This window comes from Pantoea sp. SGAir0184 (assembly GCF_043544755.1).
Genome location: NZ_CP028050.1, coordinates 33,707 through 52,822, shown reverse-complemented (window position 1 = coordinate 52,822; position 19,116 = coordinate 33,707). Strand labels below are relative to the sequence as shown.

The following is a 19,116-nucleotide window of genomic DNA, read 5'->3' as shown; positions in this document are numbered from 1 at the left end:
GCCTGCCCGCTTTGCAGGGCGTTTTAATGCAGATGCATGACCGGGCTCAGGCCGCGCCGGGACTGGCGCGGGAGGGGTTCCGACTGACAGCGAAATAAATGCAGTTAAATGCATCTGATGCATGCAGGGTATTTTGCGGAAAAATATCGGGATTTTTTGGGGCAGGGCGCAGCCGGTAGTCAGTACCGGCGCACATAAATCGGGAGATTTCGGGAAATTATTACTGCTGAATATCTGCCTGCAAGACCTGATTTTCCGGCATTGCCGGTTTGCATATCATGCCGTCGAGCATCTCCGTGGTACGGAAGGTGGCCGAACACTCACTACTGGTGCACCGGTGATTGCGCTGTTTGAGGTTTTCCGTCAGATAGCGGCTGGTGCGCATGTGCGCAGGCTGTTTACAGAATGGGCAGTGAAACATGGCCCAGTCCTCCGCCTGCTTTCTCTTTTTGGCCAGTCGCGTGGCAAGTTGCGAACGCTTCAGCGGAACAGGACAATGTGATCCTCCGCCGCGATCCGGCAGAGCGTCTGCAACTCATTTCCCTGATTTACCTGATGACGGATCAGCTCGATGCCGTGATCGAACGCTGCAACCTGCGCTGGCTCGACGGGGAGGAAAAGGTATGAAACAGCCGTTACCGCCCGTCCTGCGCGCTGCACTTTATCGCCGCGCCGTGGCCTGTGCCTGGCTGTTCCTGTGTCAGCGCCAGCACCATTGACCGTGCATCACCTGACCGGCGAAGCCGTGATGGTGGCGCTGTCGTCCGTCAACCTCCTTTCTCTGGCGAGCCTTGCCAGCAGCCAGTATCCGGCCTGTCAGATTGTCCTCGCCGCCGACCGCGACCTGAACGGTGACGGTCAGACAAAAGCCGCAGCGGCCGCAAAAGCCTGCGAGAGAATTGTCGCGCTGCCGCCGGTGTTCGGTGACTGGAATGATGTATTTATGCAGCAGGGGGAGAATGCCACGCGCCAGGCGATTTACGATGCCATTAATCCACCGGTCGCCAGCCCGTTCGACACCATGAGCGAGGCGGAATTTACCGCCATGAGCACCAGTGAGAAAGCGATGCGCGTGCATAAGCACTAAGGCGAGGCGCTGGCGGTTGACCCGAACGGCCAGCTCCTTTCGCGCTATGAAGCCGGAGCCTAAAAAGTGATTTCCCCGGCTGACTTCTCCCGCGATGTGGCTGCACTCTTCCAGCGCCTGCGCGCGCCCTTCTCGTCAGGCAAAATTGCGTCGGTGGTGGAGACCCTGAAACTGATTGTTCCGCAGCAGGGCGCGCCGGCACGGCGGCTGATTGGCTTCCGTAACGGGGTGCTGGGCACAAAAACCGGCACGTTCAACCCGCACAACAAGGCGCACTGGCTGCGCACTCTGTGCGAGGTGGATTTCACCCCGCCGGTGGTGGGCAAAACGCTGGAAACGCATGCACAACATTTCTGGTGCTGGCTCGACCGCGCCGCTAGTGGCCGCGCTGACAAACGTGACGTTATTCTCGCCGCGCTGTTTATGGTGCTGGCGAACCGCTATGACTGGCAGCTCTTTCTTGAGGTGACGGGGCCAAGTGGAAGCGGCAAAAGTATTCTGGCTGAAATTGCGACTATGCTCGCAGGCGAAGACAACGCCACCTCCGCGACGATTGAAACACTTGAATCTCCGCGTGAGCGTGCAGCGCTGATTGGCTTCTCACTGATTCGTCTGCCCGACCAGGAAAAGTGGAGCGGCGATGGTGCCGGGCTCAAGGCCATCACCCGTGGCGACGCGGTCTCGGTTGACCCAAATACCGGGATGCGTATTCAACACACATTCCGGCGGTGATACTGGCCGTGAATAATAACCCGATGCGCTTCACCGACCGCAGCGGCGGCGTCTCCCGTCGCCGGGTTATTCTCCATTTCCCGGAACAGATTGCGCCAGAGGAGCGCGACCCGCATCTTAAAGACAAAATCGCCCGCGAGCTGACCGTGATTGTTCGTCAACTTATGCAGCGGTTCAGCGACCCGATGACCGCCCGCGCGCTGCTCCAGTCGCAGCAGAACTCCAGCGAGGCACTCAGCATCAAGCGCGACGCCGACCCGGCTTTTGATTTCTGCGGTTATCTGGAGGTATTGCCTGACGCTGACGGGATGTATATGGGTAATGCCAACATTATTCCGCGCCAGCCTCGCCAATATATCTATCATGCCTATCTGGTCTATATGGAAGCACACGGCTACAAGAACACCCTGAGCCTGACGATGTTCGGAAAGGGATTGCCGACCATGCTGAAAGAGTACGGACTGAATTACGACAAACGACGAACCAGTCAGGGCATACAGACTAACCTGACACTGAAAGAAGAAAGCAACGGCGACTGGTTGCCAAAGTGTGATGACTTTCCAGCAAAATAAACTACCCTGACCGGCAACAGCCGGTCTTTTTTTAACCTGCACACCGGCCAGAGTGAACAGTTTTTCAAGAAAAAACTTTTTACCCTCAAACGTTATCAGGCCGCTCAGTGCCAAGAGTGGACATTCCATGCGTTATCAGGAAAAATCAAGTAAAACACATAATATCAAGATGCATTAGAATGCTAACTTCTTAGATGAATCGTAATGCTTAAGAATGTATCGCCAGTTCTGCACTAAGATTAAAAGCCAGAAAGGGATTAATTGTTGAAATGAAAATCGCTAATATTTATACACTGTTACGCTCTAAAATACTCAGTTAATTCACAACGTTTGAAATAATTTTTAAAAAGGTTGATAACTATGTCGGTAATGCATAATAAATTTGAAAATAATACTATCAATATGAAGAATCTAGACATTCCTATCTACAGAATTTTCAGTTTTGACCGCTTCAAAGATTTGATTACAGAAAAGCAATTAGTTCTTGTGAGACCATCCATGTGGGATGACCCATATGAAAATTTCATTCTTAAAACTGAGGTTGATTGCGGTAACGGAGTAAGTGCCTCTCTCGAAGATTTAAATCTTACATGGTATGGACAATGCTGGACAGAAAACGATGATACTGATGCTATGTGGAGAATATATAGCCACGACAAGACTGGAGTGAGAGTTAAAACAACCGCCAGAAAATTGTTCTCAACAGTATATAAACATACTGATAGGTATGCCGCTTTGAAATATTTCATTGGAAAGGTTGAGTATAAAGACAAGTCAGAAATCATAAATTTCATGAACTCTATTACGTTTACAGCAATGATTTCAGGAGGACAAAACAAAATTTTTGCAGAACTGTTATGCGTTAAGAGAACTGAATTTAACCATGAGAATGAAATAAGAATCCTTGTGGATGATATTGATGACAACAAAGGATATAACGGTTTATATAAAATCGACATTGAACCTAATTCCCTATTTGATGAGGTATGTTTAGATCCTCGCCTAACCAATTCAGATTTTTCCAACTTATCTTTACAGATAAAATCCATGGGTGTCAGTACAAAAATCATCCATTCTGATCTTTACAAGTTCAATGTCCCTCGTATAAGGCTGGGTTGATGTCTTCCGCCAAAATATTTATCGTTCTTTCAAGATATTAGAAATTACATTCTGCCCACGTTGATGTGTACGTTTTCAATTTAATTAAAATCTACAACTCGGTAAAGAAATTAATTTTCTTGGTTGATAACAAAGTGTTTAATAGAACTTATTTTACGCATTGCAAGTCCTTATACCCGCGCATGAAGATACTTATAATGTCGTTAACATCAGACACCAGCCCGAAACGTCACAGCTGGTGTTTATTCGGAGTTTGTCAGCTTTTCTGCTCAGTTGAACTGACGATCCGGGTTGTTGGTACTAATGTCAACTGTGTGCCATAAGCGGCTCTCTACCACATTTATTGATCATATCAACCTCCAAAATCTTTACGCAAAAAAAACCAATTGATTTTTTGTAAATTAATACCATAATGGGAATATGTATATATAATTTATATGTTAAAATCATTAACATTCATAAGCTTAGGCGAATCACATGGCATTGGATAGCTGGAATGAAATAGATAATTTCACGTTGGACAGTGAGAGTTATTACTGCGCTTTTTTAGATATTCTAGGATATAAAAACAAATCTGATGAATTCTTCGGTGGATGTTTTAATCTGCATGGGAGGTATGAAAGAGCACTGTCTTCATCTTTAGAATTATTGAAAAGTGTTTCCGAGTATGGATTAATTGATACAAGCAAACTAGAAGTGAAGTTTTTCTCTGATAGTATCATCATAACACATCCTAAAAATATAAACAAAGAAACTTCTTTTTTTAACATATTATTTTTCTGCAAAGTATTGTCCGCACATCTGAGTTTTGAAGGCCTGTTCATTCGAGGCGGAATATCCCAAGGACAACATATTGAAAAAACTAACAAGCAATACAAGTTCTCATTTTTATCATCTAAGGCGCTTGAGAAAGCTTACATACTGGAATCTACAAAAGCAGTTTACCCTAGGATATTAATTGATGATGATATTATTCCAGATGTGAGCGAACACAACCTCACTATGATTGTTAAAAATGCCTCTAGCTATATGGTACATTTTTCCCCTCAACTTATAGATACTGAAGGGGGTAACCAGTTAGAAGTAAAACTTGAAATGGAGGATATATATAAAATATATAAATCAGAAACTGACCCAAGAATCAGGGATAAATACAAGTGGCTGCTCTGTTATTATTATTGGACATTGTCAATAATACCAGGGGTAAACATGAATAAATTTAAAAAGTTTAAAGTCGGTAATATTAGTGATTTTGAAACCATATCATCTATTTAGATGGCTAGTTACTTTCCCTATTAATAAATATGTCAGAGATATAAACCGGCTTCTTTGAGAAAATAAGTCGAATTGAGCACAGGAAAATTGCATCATATGGAAATAGTCAGAGTGATTTGAAAGTACTATTTCTTTGCAAACTCTCATTACAGCACTCAGCAATGCACCGAACACATAGCATGTCCGCTCCTCGCTCACAGCAGACTATAAGCCTGTAGCGGTGAGCAGTAAAGTATTCACTGTTCACCAACCATTCACAGCATAACTATATGAATATTGAATATAAATATGTGTAGTGAACAGTATCACAGTGTTTCCAAGAAAAAGTTTCTTTATGTAAGATCGGTCACAGGTGTTTTATATATCGATAGTTTTTCATTCAAGCAAATGTGTATAATAATATGTATAATGAAGAAAGATATGATTCATAAAAAAATAAATACAAAGGGTTATGAACCATATGCGACTCCTGTGATCTTCCGCCACTCACCACTCAGGCCCAGCCATGCTCATCCATCCATCCGACAACCTTCCGTTCTCTGGCGATCCGCGTAAGGAAGAACTGCGCCAGCGGCTGCTGCGGCCGGATGCGCCCAAAGTCATTGCCGTGTCACTGTCTAAGGAGCTGGATCGCGAGCGACGCACGCATCGTCATGCCGCCGGTCAGCTGTTTTGTCTGCGCCAGGGATTGATGACGGTGAACACCTCGTCGGGCATTTTTGCTAATCCGCCGCGGCTGGTTGGCTGGATTCCGCCGTGGTTTGACCATGCCCTTGTCGGGCCGGGGCGCGTGCTGGGCTGGACGGTACTGATTGACGAAGCGCTGGCTGCGCCGCTGCCGGATCGACCGGTGCTGCTCTCCTGCCCCACCGTGCTGGAGCCGCTGGCAGAACGGCTGGCGGTGCTGGAGCCTGAACTGTGGAGCAGCGCACGCTATACCCGGCTGGGTCAGGTGTTTCTTGATGAACTGTACGAATCCACGCCGCAGGAACTCACCCTGCCGCTGCCGGAAGAGCCGCGTCTGCGGCAGATTGCACGCCTGCTGATGGACGATCCGGCTGATACACGCACCGGGCCGGAGCTGGCGCAGTGGGCTGGTCTGAGCGCGCGCAGCCTGAGTCGCCACTGGTCCAGCGCGGTTGGCATGAGCCTGAGTAAATATCGTCAGGTATCGCGCCTGCTGAAATCGCTGGAAGGGCTGGCGGCAGGCCACAGCGTGCAGCAGGTTGCCTGGCAGGTGGGCTTCGACAGCGTCAGCAGCTATATCAGCGCGTTTCGCGCCGCCTTCGGCTCAACGCCAGGCAAATACTTTACGACGCCAGCCGACTCTGCGAATGCAGCATCAGCAGGCTAGCCGGACCGTCAATCGGTGGCAGGCTGTGCCGGTATTTGCGGCGAAACGCGCCGGGCGGCAGGTCAAACATACGCCGAAAGGTACGGCAGTAGGTTTGCTGTGAATCGAAGCCAAACTGCAGCGCAATCTGCATCAGCGACGTGTTACTGCTGAGCAGGGTGATGACGGAAGCCGTTAGCTTCCGTTCACGGATATAGGCTCCCAGCGCCACGCCAGTATAGCTGCGGAACAGCCGCTGCAAATGCCACTGCGAATAACCGGCCCGCCGCGCGACCGTCTCCAGCATGAGCTTTTGTTCAATATTCGCCTCTATCCACATCATCAGCTGATGCATAAAGGCTGCGTGAATATCCATCCTCTCCTCCTGATGCCGTGGTGCGACTCAATCTGCGACATTGTAAAAACAGGACGACTGGCTGTGTTTGCGCATAAAGCCAATAAATAGCGATAACTCGCCAATTTACATATCACTACTCTGCCGGGGAGAACACGCTGTTGCGTCAGCGCACATCATGTAATATTGTAAGTTACATGAAAGATAAGCCGCCGTTCTTTCCGCTGCGCCAATCGTCACAAAGGAGAAAATCTATGCATGCCTTTTTACTCTCTGACATGGGTGTGTGCCTGGCGATTGCGCTGGCCTCAGCCAGCATCGCGATGACCATGACACAGACCGAACTGTTTGCCGGTTTGCGCGCCTGGACCGCACGCACACACGCCTTGCTCGGTCATCTGTTTCACTGTTTCTATTGCCTGAGCCATTGGGTGGTGTTTGCCGCTATGCTGATTTACCACCCGACGCTGCTGAATAGCGGTTGGCCGCTGGTCGACTGGATCATGACAGCCTTTATCACGCTGACGCTGACCACGTTTGTCAGCGGTATGATGTTTAAAGTGTTTCAGGCCGCCGTCACCACGCATGTGATGAAGCATGACGCGCAGATCAAATTGCAGAAGCAGGATTAACGGCCGCGCGGGTTAGTCGCTGCAGCGCGGAAAGGTGTGCGGATCCAGCCCGAGGCTGGCCATTTTTTGCAGGTAATCGTCGGCGATGTCCGCCACGGTAATCTGGCCGAAGCGCTGCAGCAGTAGCGCTTCGGCTTCACCCAGCGCCTGGTCAAGCCGGGCGTCCACCGCATGTTCCACCAGGCAGGGCGAAGAATCGGCCGCCGGGCCAATGCTGAACAGCGCCGGTGAGCCGATGGCCTGGTACACATCCAGCAGCGTAATATCGCGCAGGTCCGCGCGCAGCTCCCAGCCGCCGCCGTGCCCCTTTTCCGACACCAGATACCCCTTTTCACGCAGCCCTGACATCATGCGACGCACCACCACCGGGTTGGTGCCGAGCATTTTTGCCATGGCATCGGATGTGGCGCGTTTAACGTGACGATCAAGATGAATGAGCGCGTGCAGCGAGCGGGACAGGCGGTTATCGCGTGGCATGGACGTTTCCTCTGAAATTCCCGCTACTGTAGCAAACCACGCTGGCGGCAACAATTTATCCTGGCTGAGCGTGGATGACGCCCTGACCAGTCATCCGCGTTAATCAGGCTGCCAAATGGGAAAAGGCAAACCGCCACAGTAAAAGCCATTACGATGAAAAGGCGATTGGGCATCAGTTAATTAATTAATGAACTAAGTGACAGAAACGGAATGTATATTTCCCACCAGGAAACAAAACTCCCCTAAGCGGAATAAAAAATTCCTTTTTGAAATTAAATTCACTCTGTAGGACATAGACTACAAATAATTATTTTATTGTTCTTGATCATACGCAATATATAAAATTCAGCGAGCGGCTAAAGTTTGACCTGTCATTCACTCATCAGGAAAAGGTTAACTATGGCTCAGGTCGTTGTGGTTGATGACCATCCGATCGCGCGGATGGCCGTTCGTTATTTGCTGGAACAAAATGGACATACGGTGCTGGCCGAGAGCGCCGATGGCCGGGAAGCGGTAACGCTGATTCAGCAGCAGCAGCCGGATATCGTCATCATTGATATCGACCTGCCGTCACTGGACGGAATTGAAGTGGTTAAGTCATTGCGTGATCAGAGTTTTCCAGGAAAAATCATCGTTATCTCCGGGAAAAATGAAAACGTGTATGCCGTGCAGAGCCTGCGCAGCGGCGCCAATGGCTTTGTCAGTAAAAAAACCGATATGCCAGAGATCGCCACTGCTATTCAGGCGACACAACGTGGTTACGGTTATTTCCCGCTGGGCGGTTTTATGCAGCAAATGGAGCAGGAAAGCACGCTGGCGGAGAAAAAAATGATTGAATCATTGTCACCACAGGAGTTTCAGGTTTTTCATCACATTATTAAGGGCCTGAATAATATGCGCATCGCGGCGCGGATGGGCGTCAGTAATAAAACCGTCAGCACTTATAAAAGCCGGTTAATGGATAAACTGCACTGCAAAACCATGAGTGATTTATTTGCTTTCGTACACCGCAATCAAATGGAAGCCTCATGATCCGTCTGCTGATGTTTATCGGACTGGTGCTGTGCTGCAGCCCCACGGTGGCGCAGCCGATGCCACAGCTCTATATTCCGCTGGAGCGGGAACCGCTGGCACCGCTGATACCGCAACTGTCGCAGGACGACTGGCAGGTATTGCGTCAGTTGCCCACGCTGCGCATTGCGCTGTGGGCGCCCGATATTCCGCCTTATCTCACCTTCCTTGATATGTCATCCGAGGAAAAAAACGTGGAAGGCGTATTTGCTGATTACGCCCGGCTGATTAGCCAGGCACTTGGCATGCGGATAGAGATGCTGCGCTATGCCGATCGTGACGCGGCGCTGGCCGCTATCGCTGCCGACCAGGCTGATATGCTGTTTAGCAAAGCCGGGAATACTGTGCCCGCCAACGCCCAGCTGGACGCCTCACAGAATCTGCTGATCAACCGACCGGTGGTGGTAACCCAGCGCGATCGCGCCATGCAGCCGGTGCCTTATGCAGCGCCAGTCAGACTGGCGGTGGACCAGCACTATCTCAGCGACAGCGTAATCCGGGCGCAATTTCCTCAGGCGCACATCATGCGTTATGCCTCCAGTCGCGTCGCGCTGTCGGCGCTGGCGACCGGCGAGGCGGATTACGTGCTCGATAATCTGACCTCCGCCAGCTTTTTAATTGAACGCAACTACCTCAATCAGCTGGCGCTGGCCGACATTCTCGCCCCACGCGCGCAGGATGCCAGTCGGCTACTGGTGAGTCAGCGCAGGCCGGTATTGCTGCGTGCGATAAATCGCGTCATCGCGGCGATCCCCGCAGAGCAGCATCGCGCGATCTCACGCCAGTGGACACAGCGCCCGGACATCTGGCGTCTGCAGCAACCGCTGGCACTTACGGCTGCTGAACAGCGCTGGCTACAGCAGCACGGCAGCGTGCGCGTGGGTTTTAATCCGTTTTTTGCGCCACTGGCACTGCTGGATGGGCGTAACCAGTTTCAGGGCATCAGTGCCGAACTGCTGCACCAAATCCACCTGCGCACCGGTATCAATTTTGTCGCCGTGCCGGAGTATCACGAAGACACGCTCCTGATGCAGCTTCAACAGCATAAAATCGACATGGTGGCCGCACTCTCCTACAACGCGCAGTGGCCTGGCCGTTTTACCCAGCCGTGGCTGCACACGCCGTTTGTGCTGATTACTGCCGCTACCGCGGGTGCACCCGCCGCGCTGCACTCGGGCTTACGTATCAGCGTAATGAAAGGCAGCCCGGTCATAGGCTGGCTGCAGCAACACTATCCTGAAGTACAGCTACAGCTGGTGGACAACGCCAGTCTCGGCATGCAGCAAGTGTTGGAAGGCAAAGCCGATGGCATGGTGCATAACCAGCTGGGCGCCGCTTACCTGATCAAACGCTATTTTTCCGGACGGATGCGCATTGCCCAGCGCGTCGGCACCCAGCCCGCTCACATCAGTTTCGCCGTGCACGCTGGCGATCCCGAGCTGCTCAGCATCATGAATAAGGCCCTGAATGAAATATTACCCAGTGAGATCTCGCAGCTCACCAGCCGCTGGCAGGGTACGCCCGAGGTGACGGCCAGCAGCTGGCCACTGTATCGCACGCCATTTTATGCGCTGGCGGGCGTGGCAGCCGTCGTCTCCCTCGCCTGCCTGCTCTGGGTGTATCAGCGCGGCCGGGAAATCCGCCGCCGCCGCCGGGCGCAGCGGCAATTGCAGATCGCCCGCGATCGTGCCGATCGTGAAAATCAGGCCAAAAGTCGTTGGGTTGCTACCGTGAGCCATGAGATTCGCAATCCGGTCAACGCGATCATCGGCCTGCTGGCGCTGGAAGCGCGTAAGGCCGGTGCCAGCGAGGCGCTGCTGACTGCATGGCAATCGGCACAGGCATTAAGCGGCCTGGTGGGCGATATTCTGGATATGGCGAAGATTGAGCGCGGGCAGCTGACGCTGGCACCGCAGTGGCATAGCATCGCGACCCTGTGCCAGCCGGTACTGCAGCTCTATCAGGGGCTGGCGCATGAAAAAAACCTTACGCTTAGCTATCACACTACGCTGCCTGATCTTGAAGTCTGGGTTGATGCGCCGCGCCTGCGTCAGGTGATCGCCAATTACATCAGCAACGCCATTAAATTCACGCCGCAGGGAAACGTGGCGGTGTATCTCAGCGGTGAGCAAAACGCCACTGGCGAACTGGTGCTGGAAATTGAAGTGCAGGATAGCGGCATTGGCATCAGCGAACAGGAGCAACAGCAGCTGTTTCAGCCATTTGCGCAGACCACAGCCGGTCGTCAGCAAACTGGCAGCGGACTGGGGCTGGTGATCAGCGCGCAGCTGCTGCAACAGATGCAGGGCAGCATGCGCCTGCACAGCGAGCCGGGTGAAGGCACCCTGGTTCACGTCACGCTGCCGCTACCGAGTCGCGCACCGCCGCCGGTAACCCTGTGCGCGACTGATGCACCGCCCGCCGCGCCGGCACTGCATATCCTGGTGGTTGACGATCATCCGGCGAATTGTTTGCTGCTGACCCGTCAGCTGGAAGCGCTGCAGCATCGTGTTACCGCGATCGGCCAGCCTGAGCTCGCAGCTGAGATCATCGCAACACAGCAGATTGATGCAGTAATCACCGATTGCCATATGCCGCTGATGGATGGTTTTACGCTGACCAGTGTGTTACGTCGCCGTGGTTATCGTCACAAAATCATCGGACTTACCGGCAGTGCACTGGCTGAGACGCGCGAACGCGGCCTCGCGGCTGGTATGGATGCGTGCCTATTTAAGCCGCTGCATCCGGATCAGCTTAACGCTGCCCTGGCGCAGCCTGCTGCCCTGCCGGCATTGCTGTCTTTGCCGCAGCTGCGCGCCATGGTGCACCACGATGACGATATGGTGGCAAAACTGCTGCTCAGGGTATGCGAAGAGAATCAGCGCGATTTGCAACAGGCCCAGCAGGAACTGGCGCAGCAGCAGTGGCCGGCGCTGGCACGCACGCTGCACCGGCTGGCCGGGGCAGCGCAAATTATCTATGCGGCAGATATCAATCAGCTTTGCCAGCAGCTGGAGCAGGCCTGCGTCGATGCGCGCGATGGCGACCTGCTCAGCGTGGGTCTGGCTGGCCTGACTACGCGTATCGAGCAGCTACAGCTGGCCATTGATTGCTGGCTGCCGTTCAATCGTGTTGTAAAGCAATAAACATCCCGCTTACCGCTTCACCAGGCTGCTTTGCCAGGCGTGGAACAGGGTGAGCCAGTTTTGCACCGGCAGATGTTGCTTCTGGCCGGTGCCAAAGCCGTGACCGCCCTGCTGGAACAGATGCAGCTCCACGTTGACCTTGTTCTGCCGCAGGGCGCTGAACATGCCCAGCGCGTTTTGCGGTGAGGCGGTGCCATCGTTCAGCGCCTGCACCAGAAAAGTCGGCGGCGTGTGTGCGCTGACGCGATCTTCCTGCGAAAGCTGCGCCATTTGCTGGGCACTGAGATCTTTTCCGTACAGCGCCGCGCGCGTGCCTGGGTGGGTCACGCCCTGTTTCAGCGACAGCACCGGATAGATGAGGGCGCTGAAATCCGGGCGCGCCGACACCTTATCCTGCGCATCGACCGCCTGATAGTTAGCTTCATCGGGAGTGTTGCTCAGATTGGCGGCGAGAAAGGCGCCGGCGGAAAAGCCCATCACGCCAATGCGGTCAGGCGCCACCTGGTACTGCTGCGCATTGGCCCGAATCAGCCGCAGCGCTCGCTGGGTATCGGCAAAAGCCTGCTGGCGATACTGCGCTGAACCGTCGTGTGGCAGACGATAAATTAACACAAATGAAGCATAGCCCTGCTGGCTGAGCACGTTGGCCACGTCCAGCCCTTCAAGATCTTTCATAATATAAGAAAAACCCCCACCGGGAATGATTAGCACCGCCGCATGATTATTTTTTCCGGTTGCCGGAACATAAATCATTTGTGGCGCATCGACGTGGGTAACAGCCCGGTTATTAATGGCCGGGTTTTTACTAAAATTAATAAATTTATTATTTGCTGACACTTCACCTGGCCAGATCGGAATTTCCTTATTGGCAAACGCGGCCGGAAGATACAGTAAAAAAAACAGGCTAAATATCCGCAACCCTCTCATCGCACTGGCTCCAAATCCTGAATAAAAACAGTAACAAAAGTCAAACCGAACGGATAAAATCGCTCAGTGACGCTCCGGCTCCCCGCGAGATAATGAAAAAAACATACTCATCGAAAAATGTCTGTGGAAACCGTAGCAAATAAATATGGCAAAACCTATTCAATATAATATCGGACCAGGAAAAATTAGACTTTTCTCATGTTTACGTTAACAAGGCCGTATGTTATAAGTGAATTTTAAACTATAAGAATCTGTGACCATGGGAATTTACTGGATCATAAGTCTTAGCCTGACTTTCGTCGCTATTGTCGAAATCATGTTAAGTAAAAATGAAAACACAGCGCAAATCAGGACGTGGCTTTATTTTGTTGCCGTTGTAGTACTTTTTACTTTTGGCGGTATTCGTGGCCTGGGAACCGGCCTTGATGACTTCCAGTATCGCGACTTCTATGCCCAGTTTATCGATAAAATTATTATCGAAGGTTTCTGGCGTGCGGTCGTGGAATTCCGTTATGAACCAGCCATTTACGCCATTGCCGGCGCGACACGTATCTTTACCGCTAATCCGGACATTTTCATCTTTGTCTTCGCGGTCATCGCTGTTGGTGTCAACGCGCACTACTTCCGTAAGCTGACACCGCTGCCGCTGGTGGCCCTCGCCGTCTACTCTGCGCACCTGTTTATCAACAAAGACATGAACCAGATTCGCTTCGGTTTATGTTCGGCGTTTTTAATGGGCTTCGTCTGGCACATGTCGCGGCGCAGCAAGTCTGGCATGATCACCACCTTCATCCTGTCGTTTATCAGCCACGCCACCGCGATTGTCGCGCTGCTGATTCCGCTGGCGATGATTGTGCGTAAAAACAAATACATCCCAATTGCCATCGTGGTCGCCAGCCTGCCGCTGGCGTTTCTCGGCAGTTCAGCGCTGATCGCCGCGCTCTCCAGCCACCTCGGTGCGCTGGGCGACAGGGCCATGGGCTATGCCGATGCCGATTCTCGCCAGGAACAGGGTATTCTGACCCTGTCGAACCTGAAGAATATCGGCTTCGTCTTTATCTTCAGCTACATGTTGCTGAGCGATAAAATTAAAAATTTCGACCCGGAAAAGTTTAATACCTATTACATTCTGGTGATCACTTTTGCCATCGGTAGTGGCCTGAGGATGGCGCTACAGGATTACGCTTCTGGTGGTCGTCTGGCGAACTATTTGCTGCAGGTTGAGCCGGTGCTTATTTCGCTGTGTATCTGGGAAACCCGGAAGCTGAAGAAGGTGCTTGCCGTGGCTGTCACCATTCTGATGGTGCTGTACTATCTCTACTACAACACCATATCGAGCAAGCAGTCGATTGTCGGCTATGAGGTGTCACGCACTTTCCAGCTGTTCCGCTAGGTCCAGAAATAACGCTAGCCAACTGGTTAGCGTTTTTTCATTAATAAGCCCTTTCTCATCGTCATCCAGGGAAAATCCGAATATTTTACTGGTCCTGAACATTGCTTGCTTTTTATGAGGATTAAAATTCTAATAGATTGCATCTGCTCACGCAGAACACCTGTGATAAGAATATTCCGAAGCAACCATGCAAAGTCTTTCATGGCTTTTCCTGGCACGTCGTCACTCAATGAAAGAATGCTGACATGAACGAAAAAAACAATTTTGACATCGTACGACTTTCCCTCGCCTTTATCGTAATGCTGGTGCATTCCGCTGAGGTGACGAGAAACGCCGATATCCGTTTCCTGGCGCATTTTCTCAATAGTGATTTTGCCGTCAAAGGATTTTTCGCAATAAGTGGTTTTCTTATTGCAAAAAGTTACTTAAGAAGTAAATCTCTGACGTCCTATTTTATTAAGCGCGCGCAACGTATATTGCCGGCTTATATTTTCACCATCATCATGTGTTTTGTGATTGGCATGTGTCTTACTACCCTGCCGCTGATGGATTTCCTGAAAAATAAAGAAACCCTTAAATATCTGGTCGCCAACTTCTCGTTTCTTAACTTTATTCAGCCGTCGCTGCCGGGCGTGTTTACCAACAATCCCAATCAGCCGCTGGATGGTTCACTGTGGACCATCAAAGCCGAGCTGACACTCTACGTGCTGCTGCCCTTTATCGTGCCGTTGCTGAAGCGAAGCCCGCTGAAAGTGTGGAGCGTGATTTTTATTATCTCCTGCGCCTGGTACTTCTACTTCACCGCGCTGTACAGCGGCCCGAAAGCCGATACGCTGGCCAAGCAGTTTATTGCGCTGTCGTCCTACTTCTTCTTTGGCAGCCTGCTGGCGGTGCATCAGCCAACCTTTGACCGCCTGAAAGAGATCACCATTGTGTCGCTGGTGGTGTTCCTGCTGTTCAAGAGCACGGATTACGCGTTTATCGTTGAGCCGGTGGCGTTTTCGGCGGTAGTGATTCTGTTCTGCACCAGCCTGTGTAAAGAGATTAAAATCAGCCAGTACGGCGATCTCTCTTACGGCATGTACCTCTATCACTGGCCGATTATTCAGGTGCTGCAGCATTTCGGTGTGTTCGATGCCAACGCGTTTGCTGGCCTGGGGCTGACGATTGTGATGACGCTGGCGCTGGCTTACACCTCGTGGAACTTGCTGGAGAGCCGTTTCCTGAAGCGCACCCATCACGCTCAGCCGTCGATTGTGCCGCCCACCGCTGCACGCGACTAAGCGTTAATTATGCAGGCGCACGTCGCGCCTGCACCAAAGCGCCACCGCTCAAATGGTGGCGCCCATCGACAGCTGATAATGCAAATCCACCTGTTCAATGGTGGGCTGCTGGTTAATCTTCTTCAGCACAATTTCCGTTGCCACTTTGCCCATCTCGAAGCGCGGTGTAATCACACTGGCCAGCCGCGGCGTTGTCGCCTGACCAATCTCCAGTCCGTGGAATCCGGCAATCGCCAGCGCCTGCGGCACTGCAATACCTGCCGCCTGACACTCCTGCAGCACGCCGACCGCCAGATCATCGTTGGTACAGAGAATGGCATCCATCTGCGGATAGAGCTGGCGCGCCAGCGTCATCATGCCAGTACCAATCGACACCGAAGAGACTTTGTTCGGAACGATGCGTCCGGCCGGCAATCCGGCCGCCGCCACGGCATCGCAATAGCCGGCGTAGCGCTGCTGGTCACGGCGGTCGGACATCGAGCCAAAATAAATCACCCGCTGTTTGCCGCTGGCCAGCAGCATCGCAGTCATGTCGTAGCCGGCACGGTAATTATCAAAGCCGACGTTAATGCGCCCGCGCGTCTCGCTCAGTCCCATCACTTCGGCGACCGGAATAGTGGCCGCGTTGAGATACTTTTCCGCACGCACGGTGTGCACCGACTCGGTCAGGATCAATCCCTGCACGTTAAAAGCCAGTACCGTGGCAATTTGCTCCTCTTCGCGCTGCGGATTGTAGTCGTAGTTGACCACCAGCGTCTGATAGCCGTGGGCGCTGGTGACCGATTCGATACCGGCCAGCAGATCGGCAAAAATTTGATTATTGAATGAGGGGATCAGCACGCCGATGCGCGGCGGATTGTGCCGCGACGCCGCGGTATTTTCCTGCTCAGCGATATAACCGATTTCGGCCATGACGCTGGCGATTTTCGCCGCCGTTTCCGCCCTGACCTTTTCCGGCGTGCGCAGATAGCGGCTCACCGTCATCTTGGTGACCCCTGCGAGAGTCGCAATATCGTCCAGAGTGATGCGCTGCGTTTTCATTGCGCGGTCCGCAAAGAGAGCCTGTCAATCAACGTATTATGCCCGCTGGCGAGTCAAAAAAGAAACGCTGCTCCGCCGGTCATACCGCTCGTTCATAGTGCTCAATCACCGCCAGCGCCAGACCGTTGGCCGGATCGATGCGCTGCGGCAGAAAGTGCAGCGCGGTATGGGCAAAGGTAAACGCCAGCGTGCCGGCCTGTGCCGCCTGCTGTACCGCCTGCACAAACGCCGGTTGCGCATTCCACGGGCCGTCAATGATGATGCTGGCCGGATTGACCAGCTGCATCACCTGGCTCAGCGCATGGCCGAGATAGCGGCCGGTCTGCGCCATCAGCTCATACACGATCTCCGGTTCGCTGTCGCCAGACTGCCAGCGTAAGCCGGGCTTACGCCGGGCCAGCTGCTGCTGGATCGCCGGCAGGCTCACCAGCGTCTCCAGACAACCCTGTCGCCCGCAGCTGCAGCGCGCGCCGTTGGGCTGCACGCTCAGATGGCCGATCTCACCGGCGGTCCAGCTGCTGCCGCTGAACACCTCGCCGCGCTCCACCAGCGCGCCGCCCACGCCGTCGGCGATGCGCAGATAGAAGTGGCTTTGCGCTTTATTCAGCTCCAGCTGCTGCACCGCAAGCAGCGCGGCCGCTTTGACGTTATTCATGATGCGCAGCGGCAGCTCAACGCCGCGCCGCAGCGGCGTCAGCACATCGACATCCTGCCAGCCGAGCGGCGCAGAAAAGTGCACCCGCCCGCGCTGAGAATCAATGATGCCGGGAAAACCGATGGCGACGCCCAGCAGCGCCGGATGCGCCGCGCGCAGCGTCTGACACACTTCCGTCAGCTCGTGCAGCAGTCCGTCGGCATCGGCCGTTTCGGTGCGCCAGGTTTGCTCGGCCACCACGCGCGAAAAGTAGTCGCACACGCGCCAGTGAATCGCCTGGCGCTCCACCATGATGCCCGCGCTTTTCAGCTGACCCGCGCGCAGTTCGATCTCAATTTTGGGCCGCCCGGCCGCAGCCACACTGACCGGGCCAAGCTCGTGAATCAGCCCCTGCGCCAGCAGGTCATCGATAATCAGGGAAACGGTGTTTTTGCTCAGGTCGAGCGCCAGCGCCAGATCCTGGCGGGAAGTGATACGGGTGGTGCGCAGCTGCGTCATCACCCGCTTGAGGTTGTTCAGTCGAAGTACCGCTGGTCCTTTCCCGGCTGCTTTCATCGCACCCTCACCTGACAAAGAGTAATAGGTGTAAGTTTAGCAGCCCGCACCGGCGGTTAATCGCCGGTAAAACCGGGTTTTTACCGCTTCTGCCGCGTATCAGTACTCGTCACCGCGCACGCGGCTGCGGTAACTTTCCCAGTCAAAACGCACCCACAGGCTATTACCGAGGCGCATGCGATCCATCACCCGTTCGCCAAGCAGCGTGTTCATGCCGGCCGGATCGAGGTTGGAGAGCATGCCGGTCGGCCGCTTTGACGACGAACGGCGATCAACAATCTGATTGATGATCACTTTCTCGTAGCGCGATTCGCTCTGCATGCCGATCTCATCAATCACCAGCAGATCGACATGGCTGAGATCCTGCAGCAGCCGCTCTTCGGTCAGGTCGCTGCCGCCGCTGAAGGTGCCTTTCATGCTCGACATCAGATCGGCCACCGTGACAATCAGCACGCTTTTGCCGCGCAGAATCAGATCGTTACCAATCGCCGCCGCCAGATGGTTTTTACCGGTGCCAGGACGGCCGGAGAAGACAAAGCTGGCGATGCTGTTCTCAAACCCGGCGGCGTATTCACGCGCCAGACTGAGCGCCTTGCGCTGGCCGTCATTTTCGACGCGGTAGTTGTCGAACGAGCAGTTCATGTGCAACTCACGAATGCCGGAGCGGCCCATGATGCGCTGCATCTTCATGGCGCGGTTTTCGCGCACAATCGCTTCTGAGCGCAGCCGGCCCTGCTCCTGATTCCACGCCAGCAGCTCGGCGCCGTTTTTAAACTTTGGCTGCACATCCGCGGGCATAATTTTTTTCAGGCGACTGAAAAGATCGTTCGGCGTTTTCATTACTCACCTCGGAATCCATCGGGAATATCATAATCAGTATTGCTGATCTGGGTGATATCGCGCTTTGGCTGACCGCCGTTAGCGGCGCGGTTCATCTGCACGCTGCGCGCCAGTTTCTGCTGCCACTGTACATGGTGAAACAGCCGGCCTTCCGCCTGCCAGTAGGCGACAAAAGCCGCCAGCTCTGCGGCGGTCACCGGCTCGCTCAGCGCCACGCCCCAGATCGCCGCCTGACGCTGAAAGTCGCTGTCCGGCTGCCAGCCGGGATACATGGCAAATTTACCCACCGGCACGGCGATCGGCGCGGCGTCGCTGTGAAACAGGCTGTCGTCCAGCGTGACATCATTCGGCTGCTGCGCCGCTGCTTCCAGCGCCAGCAGGTGCGCGAGGCGCTGCGGCGTAATCGCGTAAAACGCCGGAACATTGTTGTGCAGCACCGCCAGCGTGCCGTTATCGGCCTGCTGCAGCGTGGTGAGGGGATCGTGGCAAAAGCCGTCCAGCCCCACCAGCGTTGAAGATAAGATTTTGACTGACATGAAGAAACCTGACGTTGACTCACCCGGTGCACCGGCGACCCGGTGCTAAGCGGTCAGTGTACCTGTTTTAGCACCGGGGATCGCCAT

The 19,116-nt window shown here is 53.4% G+C and carries 18 protein-coding genes and 2 pseudogenes; 11 read left to right on the top strand and 9 right to left on the bottom strand.

Going from position 1 to position 19,116, the window contains the following annotated elements:
• Window positions 1–220: 220 nt before the first annotated feature.
• Entirely contained in the window at window positions 221–421 is a 201-nt protein-coding gene (locus C1N60_RS00265) for an ogr/Delta-like zinc finger family protein (RefSeq protein WP_394521252.1), read from the bottom strand.
• Between C1N60_RS00265 and C1N60_RS00260 the strand changes: the two genes are divergently transcribed.
• The 6 genes and pseudogenes from C1N60_RS00260 (at window position 406) to C1N60_RS00235 (ending at window position 6,139) form a co-directional block, all read left to right on the top strand.
• A complete protein-coding gene (locus tag C1N60_RS00260; protein WP_394521251.1) occupies window positions 406–627 on the top strand; it encodes a hypothetical protein in 222 nt (73 codons plus the stop codon). The two genes, C1N60_RS00265 and C1N60_RS00260, sit on opposite strands and share 16 nt — an antisense overlap.
• Window positions 624–713: pseudogene (locus C1N60_RS00255) on the top strand (DUF5375 family protein); the annotation flags it as partial. The gene C1N60_RS00260 and the pseudogene C1N60_RS00255, both read left to right, overlap by 4 nt.
• 2 nt (window positions 714–715) lie before the next feature.
• Window positions 716–2,391 (top strand): annotated as a pseudogene (locus C1N60_RS00250) (primase-like DNA-binding domain-containing protein); the annotation flags it as partial.
• Between the two features lie 360 nt (window positions 2,392–2,751).
• Window positions 2,752–3,510, top strand: a complete 759-nt coding sequence (locus C1N60_RS00245) for a DUF2971 domain-containing protein (RefSeq protein WP_394521250.1) — start codon at window positions 2,752–2,754, stop codon at window positions 3,508–3,510.
• A gap of 477 nt (window positions 3,511–3,987) precedes the next feature.
• Window positions 3,988–4,785: a hypothetical protein gene (locus tag C1N60_RS00240; RefSeq protein WP_394521249.1), complete on the top strand. Its 798-nt coding sequence runs from the start codon at window positions 3,988–3,990 to the stop codon at window positions 4,783–4,785.
• A gap of 505 nt (window positions 4,786–5,290) precedes the next feature.
• On the top strand, window positions 5,291–6,139 hold the full coding sequence (locus tag C1N60_RS00235) for an AraC family transcriptional regulator (RefSeq protein ID WP_394521248.1): 849 nt from the start codon (window positions 5,291–5,293) through the stop codon (window positions 6,137–6,139).
• Here C1N60_RS00235 and C1N60_RS00230 read toward each other — a convergent pair.
• On the bottom strand, window positions 6,096–6,494 hold the full coding sequence (locus C1N60_RS00230) for a helix-turn-helix domain-containing protein (protein ID WP_058775597.1): 399 nt from the start codon (window positions 6,492–6,494) through the stop codon (window positions 6,096–6,098). The two genes, C1N60_RS00235 and C1N60_RS00230, sit on opposite strands and share 44 nt — an antisense overlap.
• A gap of 233 nt (window positions 6,495–6,727) precedes the next feature.
• Between C1N60_RS00230 and C1N60_RS00225 the strand changes: the two genes are divergently transcribed.
• Window positions 6,728–7,105: a DUF1360 domain-containing protein gene (locus tag C1N60_RS00225; protein WP_215480707.1), complete on the top strand. Its 378-nt coding sequence runs from the start codon at window positions 6,728–6,730 to the stop codon at window positions 7,103–7,105.
• A 12-nt stretch (window positions 7,106–7,117) separates the two neighbouring features.
• Here the strand turns inward: C1N60_RS00225 and C1N60_RS00220 are convergent, their stop codons facing one another.
• The gene (locus C1N60_RS00220) at window positions 7,118–7,582 is read right to left on the bottom strand and encodes an Rrf2 family transcriptional regulator (RefSeq protein WP_211724998.1); all 465 of its coding nucleotides are present in this window, start codon (window positions 7,580–7,582) and stop codon (window positions 7,118–7,120) included.
• 399 nt (window positions 7,583–7,981) lie between these two features.
• On the opposite strand from C1N60_RS00220, the gene C1N60_RS00215 reads away from it, so the two are divergent.
• Together C1N60_RS00215 and C1N60_RS00210 are read left to right on the top strand one after the other, a co-directional pair.
• Entirely contained in the window at window positions 7,982–8,614 is a 633-nt protein-coding gene (locus C1N60_RS00215) for a response regulator (protein ID WP_058758170.1), read from the top strand.
• Window positions 8,611–11,799, top strand: coding sequence for an ATP-binding protein (locus C1N60_RS00210; RefSeq protein ID WP_394521247.1), 3,189 nt, complete (start codon window positions 8,611–8,613; stop codon window positions 11,797–11,799). The genes C1N60_RS00215 and C1N60_RS00210 overlap by 4 nt, the downstream gene beginning before the upstream one ends.
• Window positions 11,800–11,808: 9 nt before the next feature.
• Here C1N60_RS00210 and C1N60_RS00205 read toward each other — a convergent pair whose 3' ends face one another.
• Window positions 11,809–12,552, bottom strand: a complete 744-nt coding sequence (locus C1N60_RS00205) for an alpha/beta hydrolase (RefSeq protein WP_309785754.1) — start codon at window positions 12,550–12,552, stop codon at window positions 11,809–11,811.
• A 490-nt stretch (window positions 12,553–13,042) separates the two neighbouring features.
• Between C1N60_RS00205 and C1N60_RS00200 the strand changes: the two genes are divergently transcribed.
• Entirely contained in the window at window positions 13,043–14,119 is a 1,077-nt protein-coding gene (locus C1N60_RS00200) for an EpsG family protein (protein WP_233210743.1), read from the top strand.
• 26 nt (window positions 14,120–14,145) lie between these two features.
• Here C1N60_RS00200 and C1N60_RS00195 read toward each other — a convergent pair whose 3' ends face one another.
• Complete coding sequence (locus tag C1N60_RS00195; protein ID WP_164861029.1) at window positions 14,146–14,475, bottom strand: hypothetical protein; 330 nt, start codon at window positions 14,473–14,475, stop codon at window positions 14,146–14,148.
• On the opposite strand from C1N60_RS00195, the gene C1N60_RS00190 reads away from it, so the two are divergent.
• Window positions 14,365–15,402, top strand: coding sequence for an acyltransferase family protein (locus C1N60_RS00190; RefSeq protein WP_058758174.1), 1,038 nt, complete (start codon window positions 14,365–14,367; stop codon window positions 15,400–15,402). The genes C1N60_RS00195 and C1N60_RS00190 overlap by 111 nt on opposite strands.
• A 48-nt stretch (window positions 15,403–15,450) precedes the next feature.
• Here C1N60_RS00190 and C1N60_RS00185 read toward each other — a convergent pair whose 3' ends face one another.
• The 4 genes from C1N60_RS00185 to dnaT all read right to left on the bottom strand — a co-directional run bounded on the left by C1N60_RS00185 (window position 15,451) and on the right by dnaT (window position 19,029).
• A complete protein-coding gene (locus C1N60_RS00185) occupies window positions 15,451–16,443 on the bottom strand; it encodes a LacI family DNA-binding transcriptional regulator (RefSeq protein WP_264250098.1) in 993 nt (330 codons plus the stop codon).
• Between the two features lie 79 nt (window positions 16,444–16,522).
• Window positions 16,523–17,653, bottom strand: a complete 1,131-nt coding sequence (locus tag C1N60_RS00180; protein WP_021506882.1) for an ROK family protein — start codon at window positions 17,651–17,653, stop codon at window positions 16,523–16,525.
• 99 nt (window positions 17,654–17,752) lie between these two features.
• A complete protein-coding gene (gene dnaC / locus C1N60_RS00175) occupies window positions 17,753–18,493 on the bottom strand; it encodes a DNA replication protein DnaC (protein WP_021506883.1) in 741 nt (246 codons plus the stop codon).
• On the bottom strand, window positions 18,493–19,029 hold the full coding sequence (dnaT, locus tag C1N60_RS00170) for a primosomal protein DnaT (RefSeq protein ID WP_021506884.1): 537 nt from the start codon (window positions 19,027–19,029) through the stop codon (window positions 18,493–18,495). The genes dnaC and dnaT overlap by 1 nt, the downstream gene beginning before the upstream one ends.
• Between the last annotated feature and the right edge of the window lie 87 nt (window positions 19,030–19,116).

What these genes read in the sequence shown, in the direction of transcription:
- C1N60_RS00220 (WP_211724998.1), bottom strand. Translation starts at nt 7,582, where the DNA reads ATGCCACGCGATAACCGCCTGTCCCGCTCGCTGCACGCGCTCATTCAT.
- dnaC (WP_021506883.1), bottom strand. Translation starts at nt 18,493, where the DNA reads ATGAAAACGCCGAACGATCTTTTCAGTCGCCTGAAAAAAATTATGCCC.
- C1N60_RS00190 (WP_058758174.1), top strand. Translation starts at nt 14,365, where the DNA reads ATGAACGAAAAAAACAATTTTGACATCGTACGACTTTCCCTCGCCTTT.
- C1N60_RS00245 (WP_394521250.1), top strand. Translation starts at nt 2,752, where the DNA reads ATGTCGGTAATGCATAATAAATTTGAAAATAATACTATCAATATGAAG.
- C1N60_RS00225 (WP_215480707.1), top strand. Translation starts at nt 6,728, where the DNA reads ATGCATGCCTTTTTACTCTCTGACATGGGTGTGTGCCTGGCGATTGCG.
- C1N60_RS00195 (WP_164861029.1), bottom strand. Translation starts at nt 14,475, where the DNA reads ATGCGCCAGGAAACGGATATCGGCGTTTCTCGTCACCTCAGCGGAATG.
- C1N60_RS00210 (WP_394521247.1), top strand. Translation starts at nt 8,611, where the DNA reads ATGATCCGTCTGCTGATGTTTATCGGACTGGTGCTGTGCTGCAGCCCC.
- C1N60_RS00240 (WP_394521249.1), top strand. Translation starts at nt 3,988, where the DNA reads ATGGCATTGGATAGCTGGAATGAAATAGATAATTTCACGTTGGACAGT.
- C1N60_RS00260 (WP_394521251.1), top strand. Translation starts at nt 406, where the DNA reads ATGGGCAGTGAAACATGGCCCAGTCCTCCGCCTGCTTTCTCTTTTTGG.
- C1N60_RS00265 (WP_394521252.1), bottom strand. Translation starts at nt 421, where the DNA reads ATGTTTCACTGCCCATTCTGTAAACAGCCTGCGCACATGCGCACCAGC.
- C1N60_RS00200 (WP_233210743.1), top strand. Translation starts at nt 13,043, where the DNA reads ATGTTAAGTAAAAATGAAAACACAGCGCAAATCAGGACGTGGCTTTAT.
- dnaT (WP_021506884.1), bottom strand. Translation starts at nt 19,029, where the DNA reads ATGTCAGTCAAAATCTTATCTTCAACGCTGGTGGGGCTGGACGGCTTT.
- C1N60_RS00205 (WP_309785754.1), bottom strand. Translation starts at nt 12,552, where the DNA reads ATGATTTATGTTCCGGCAACCGGAAAAAATAATCATGCGGCGGTGCTA.
- C1N60_RS00185 (WP_264250098.1), bottom strand. Translation starts at nt 16,443, where the DNA reads ATGAAAACGCAGCGCATCACTCTGGACGATATTGCGACTCTCGCAGGG.
- C1N60_RS00235 (WP_394521248.1), top strand. Translation starts at nt 5,291, where the DNA reads ATGCTCATCCATCCATCCGACAACCTTCCGTTCTCTGGCGATCCGCGT.
- C1N60_RS00230 (WP_058775597.1), bottom strand. Translation starts at nt 6,494, where the DNA reads ATGGATATTCACGCAGCCTTTATGCATCAGCTGATGATGTGGATAGAG.
- C1N60_RS00215 (WP_058758170.1), top strand. Translation starts at nt 7,982, where the DNA reads ATGGCTCAGGTCGTTGTGGTTGATGACCATCCGATCGCGCGGATGGCC.
- C1N60_RS00180 (WP_021506882.1), bottom strand. Translation starts at nt 17,653, where the DNA reads ATGAAAGCAGCCGGGAAAGGACCAGCGGTACTTCGACTGAACAACCTC.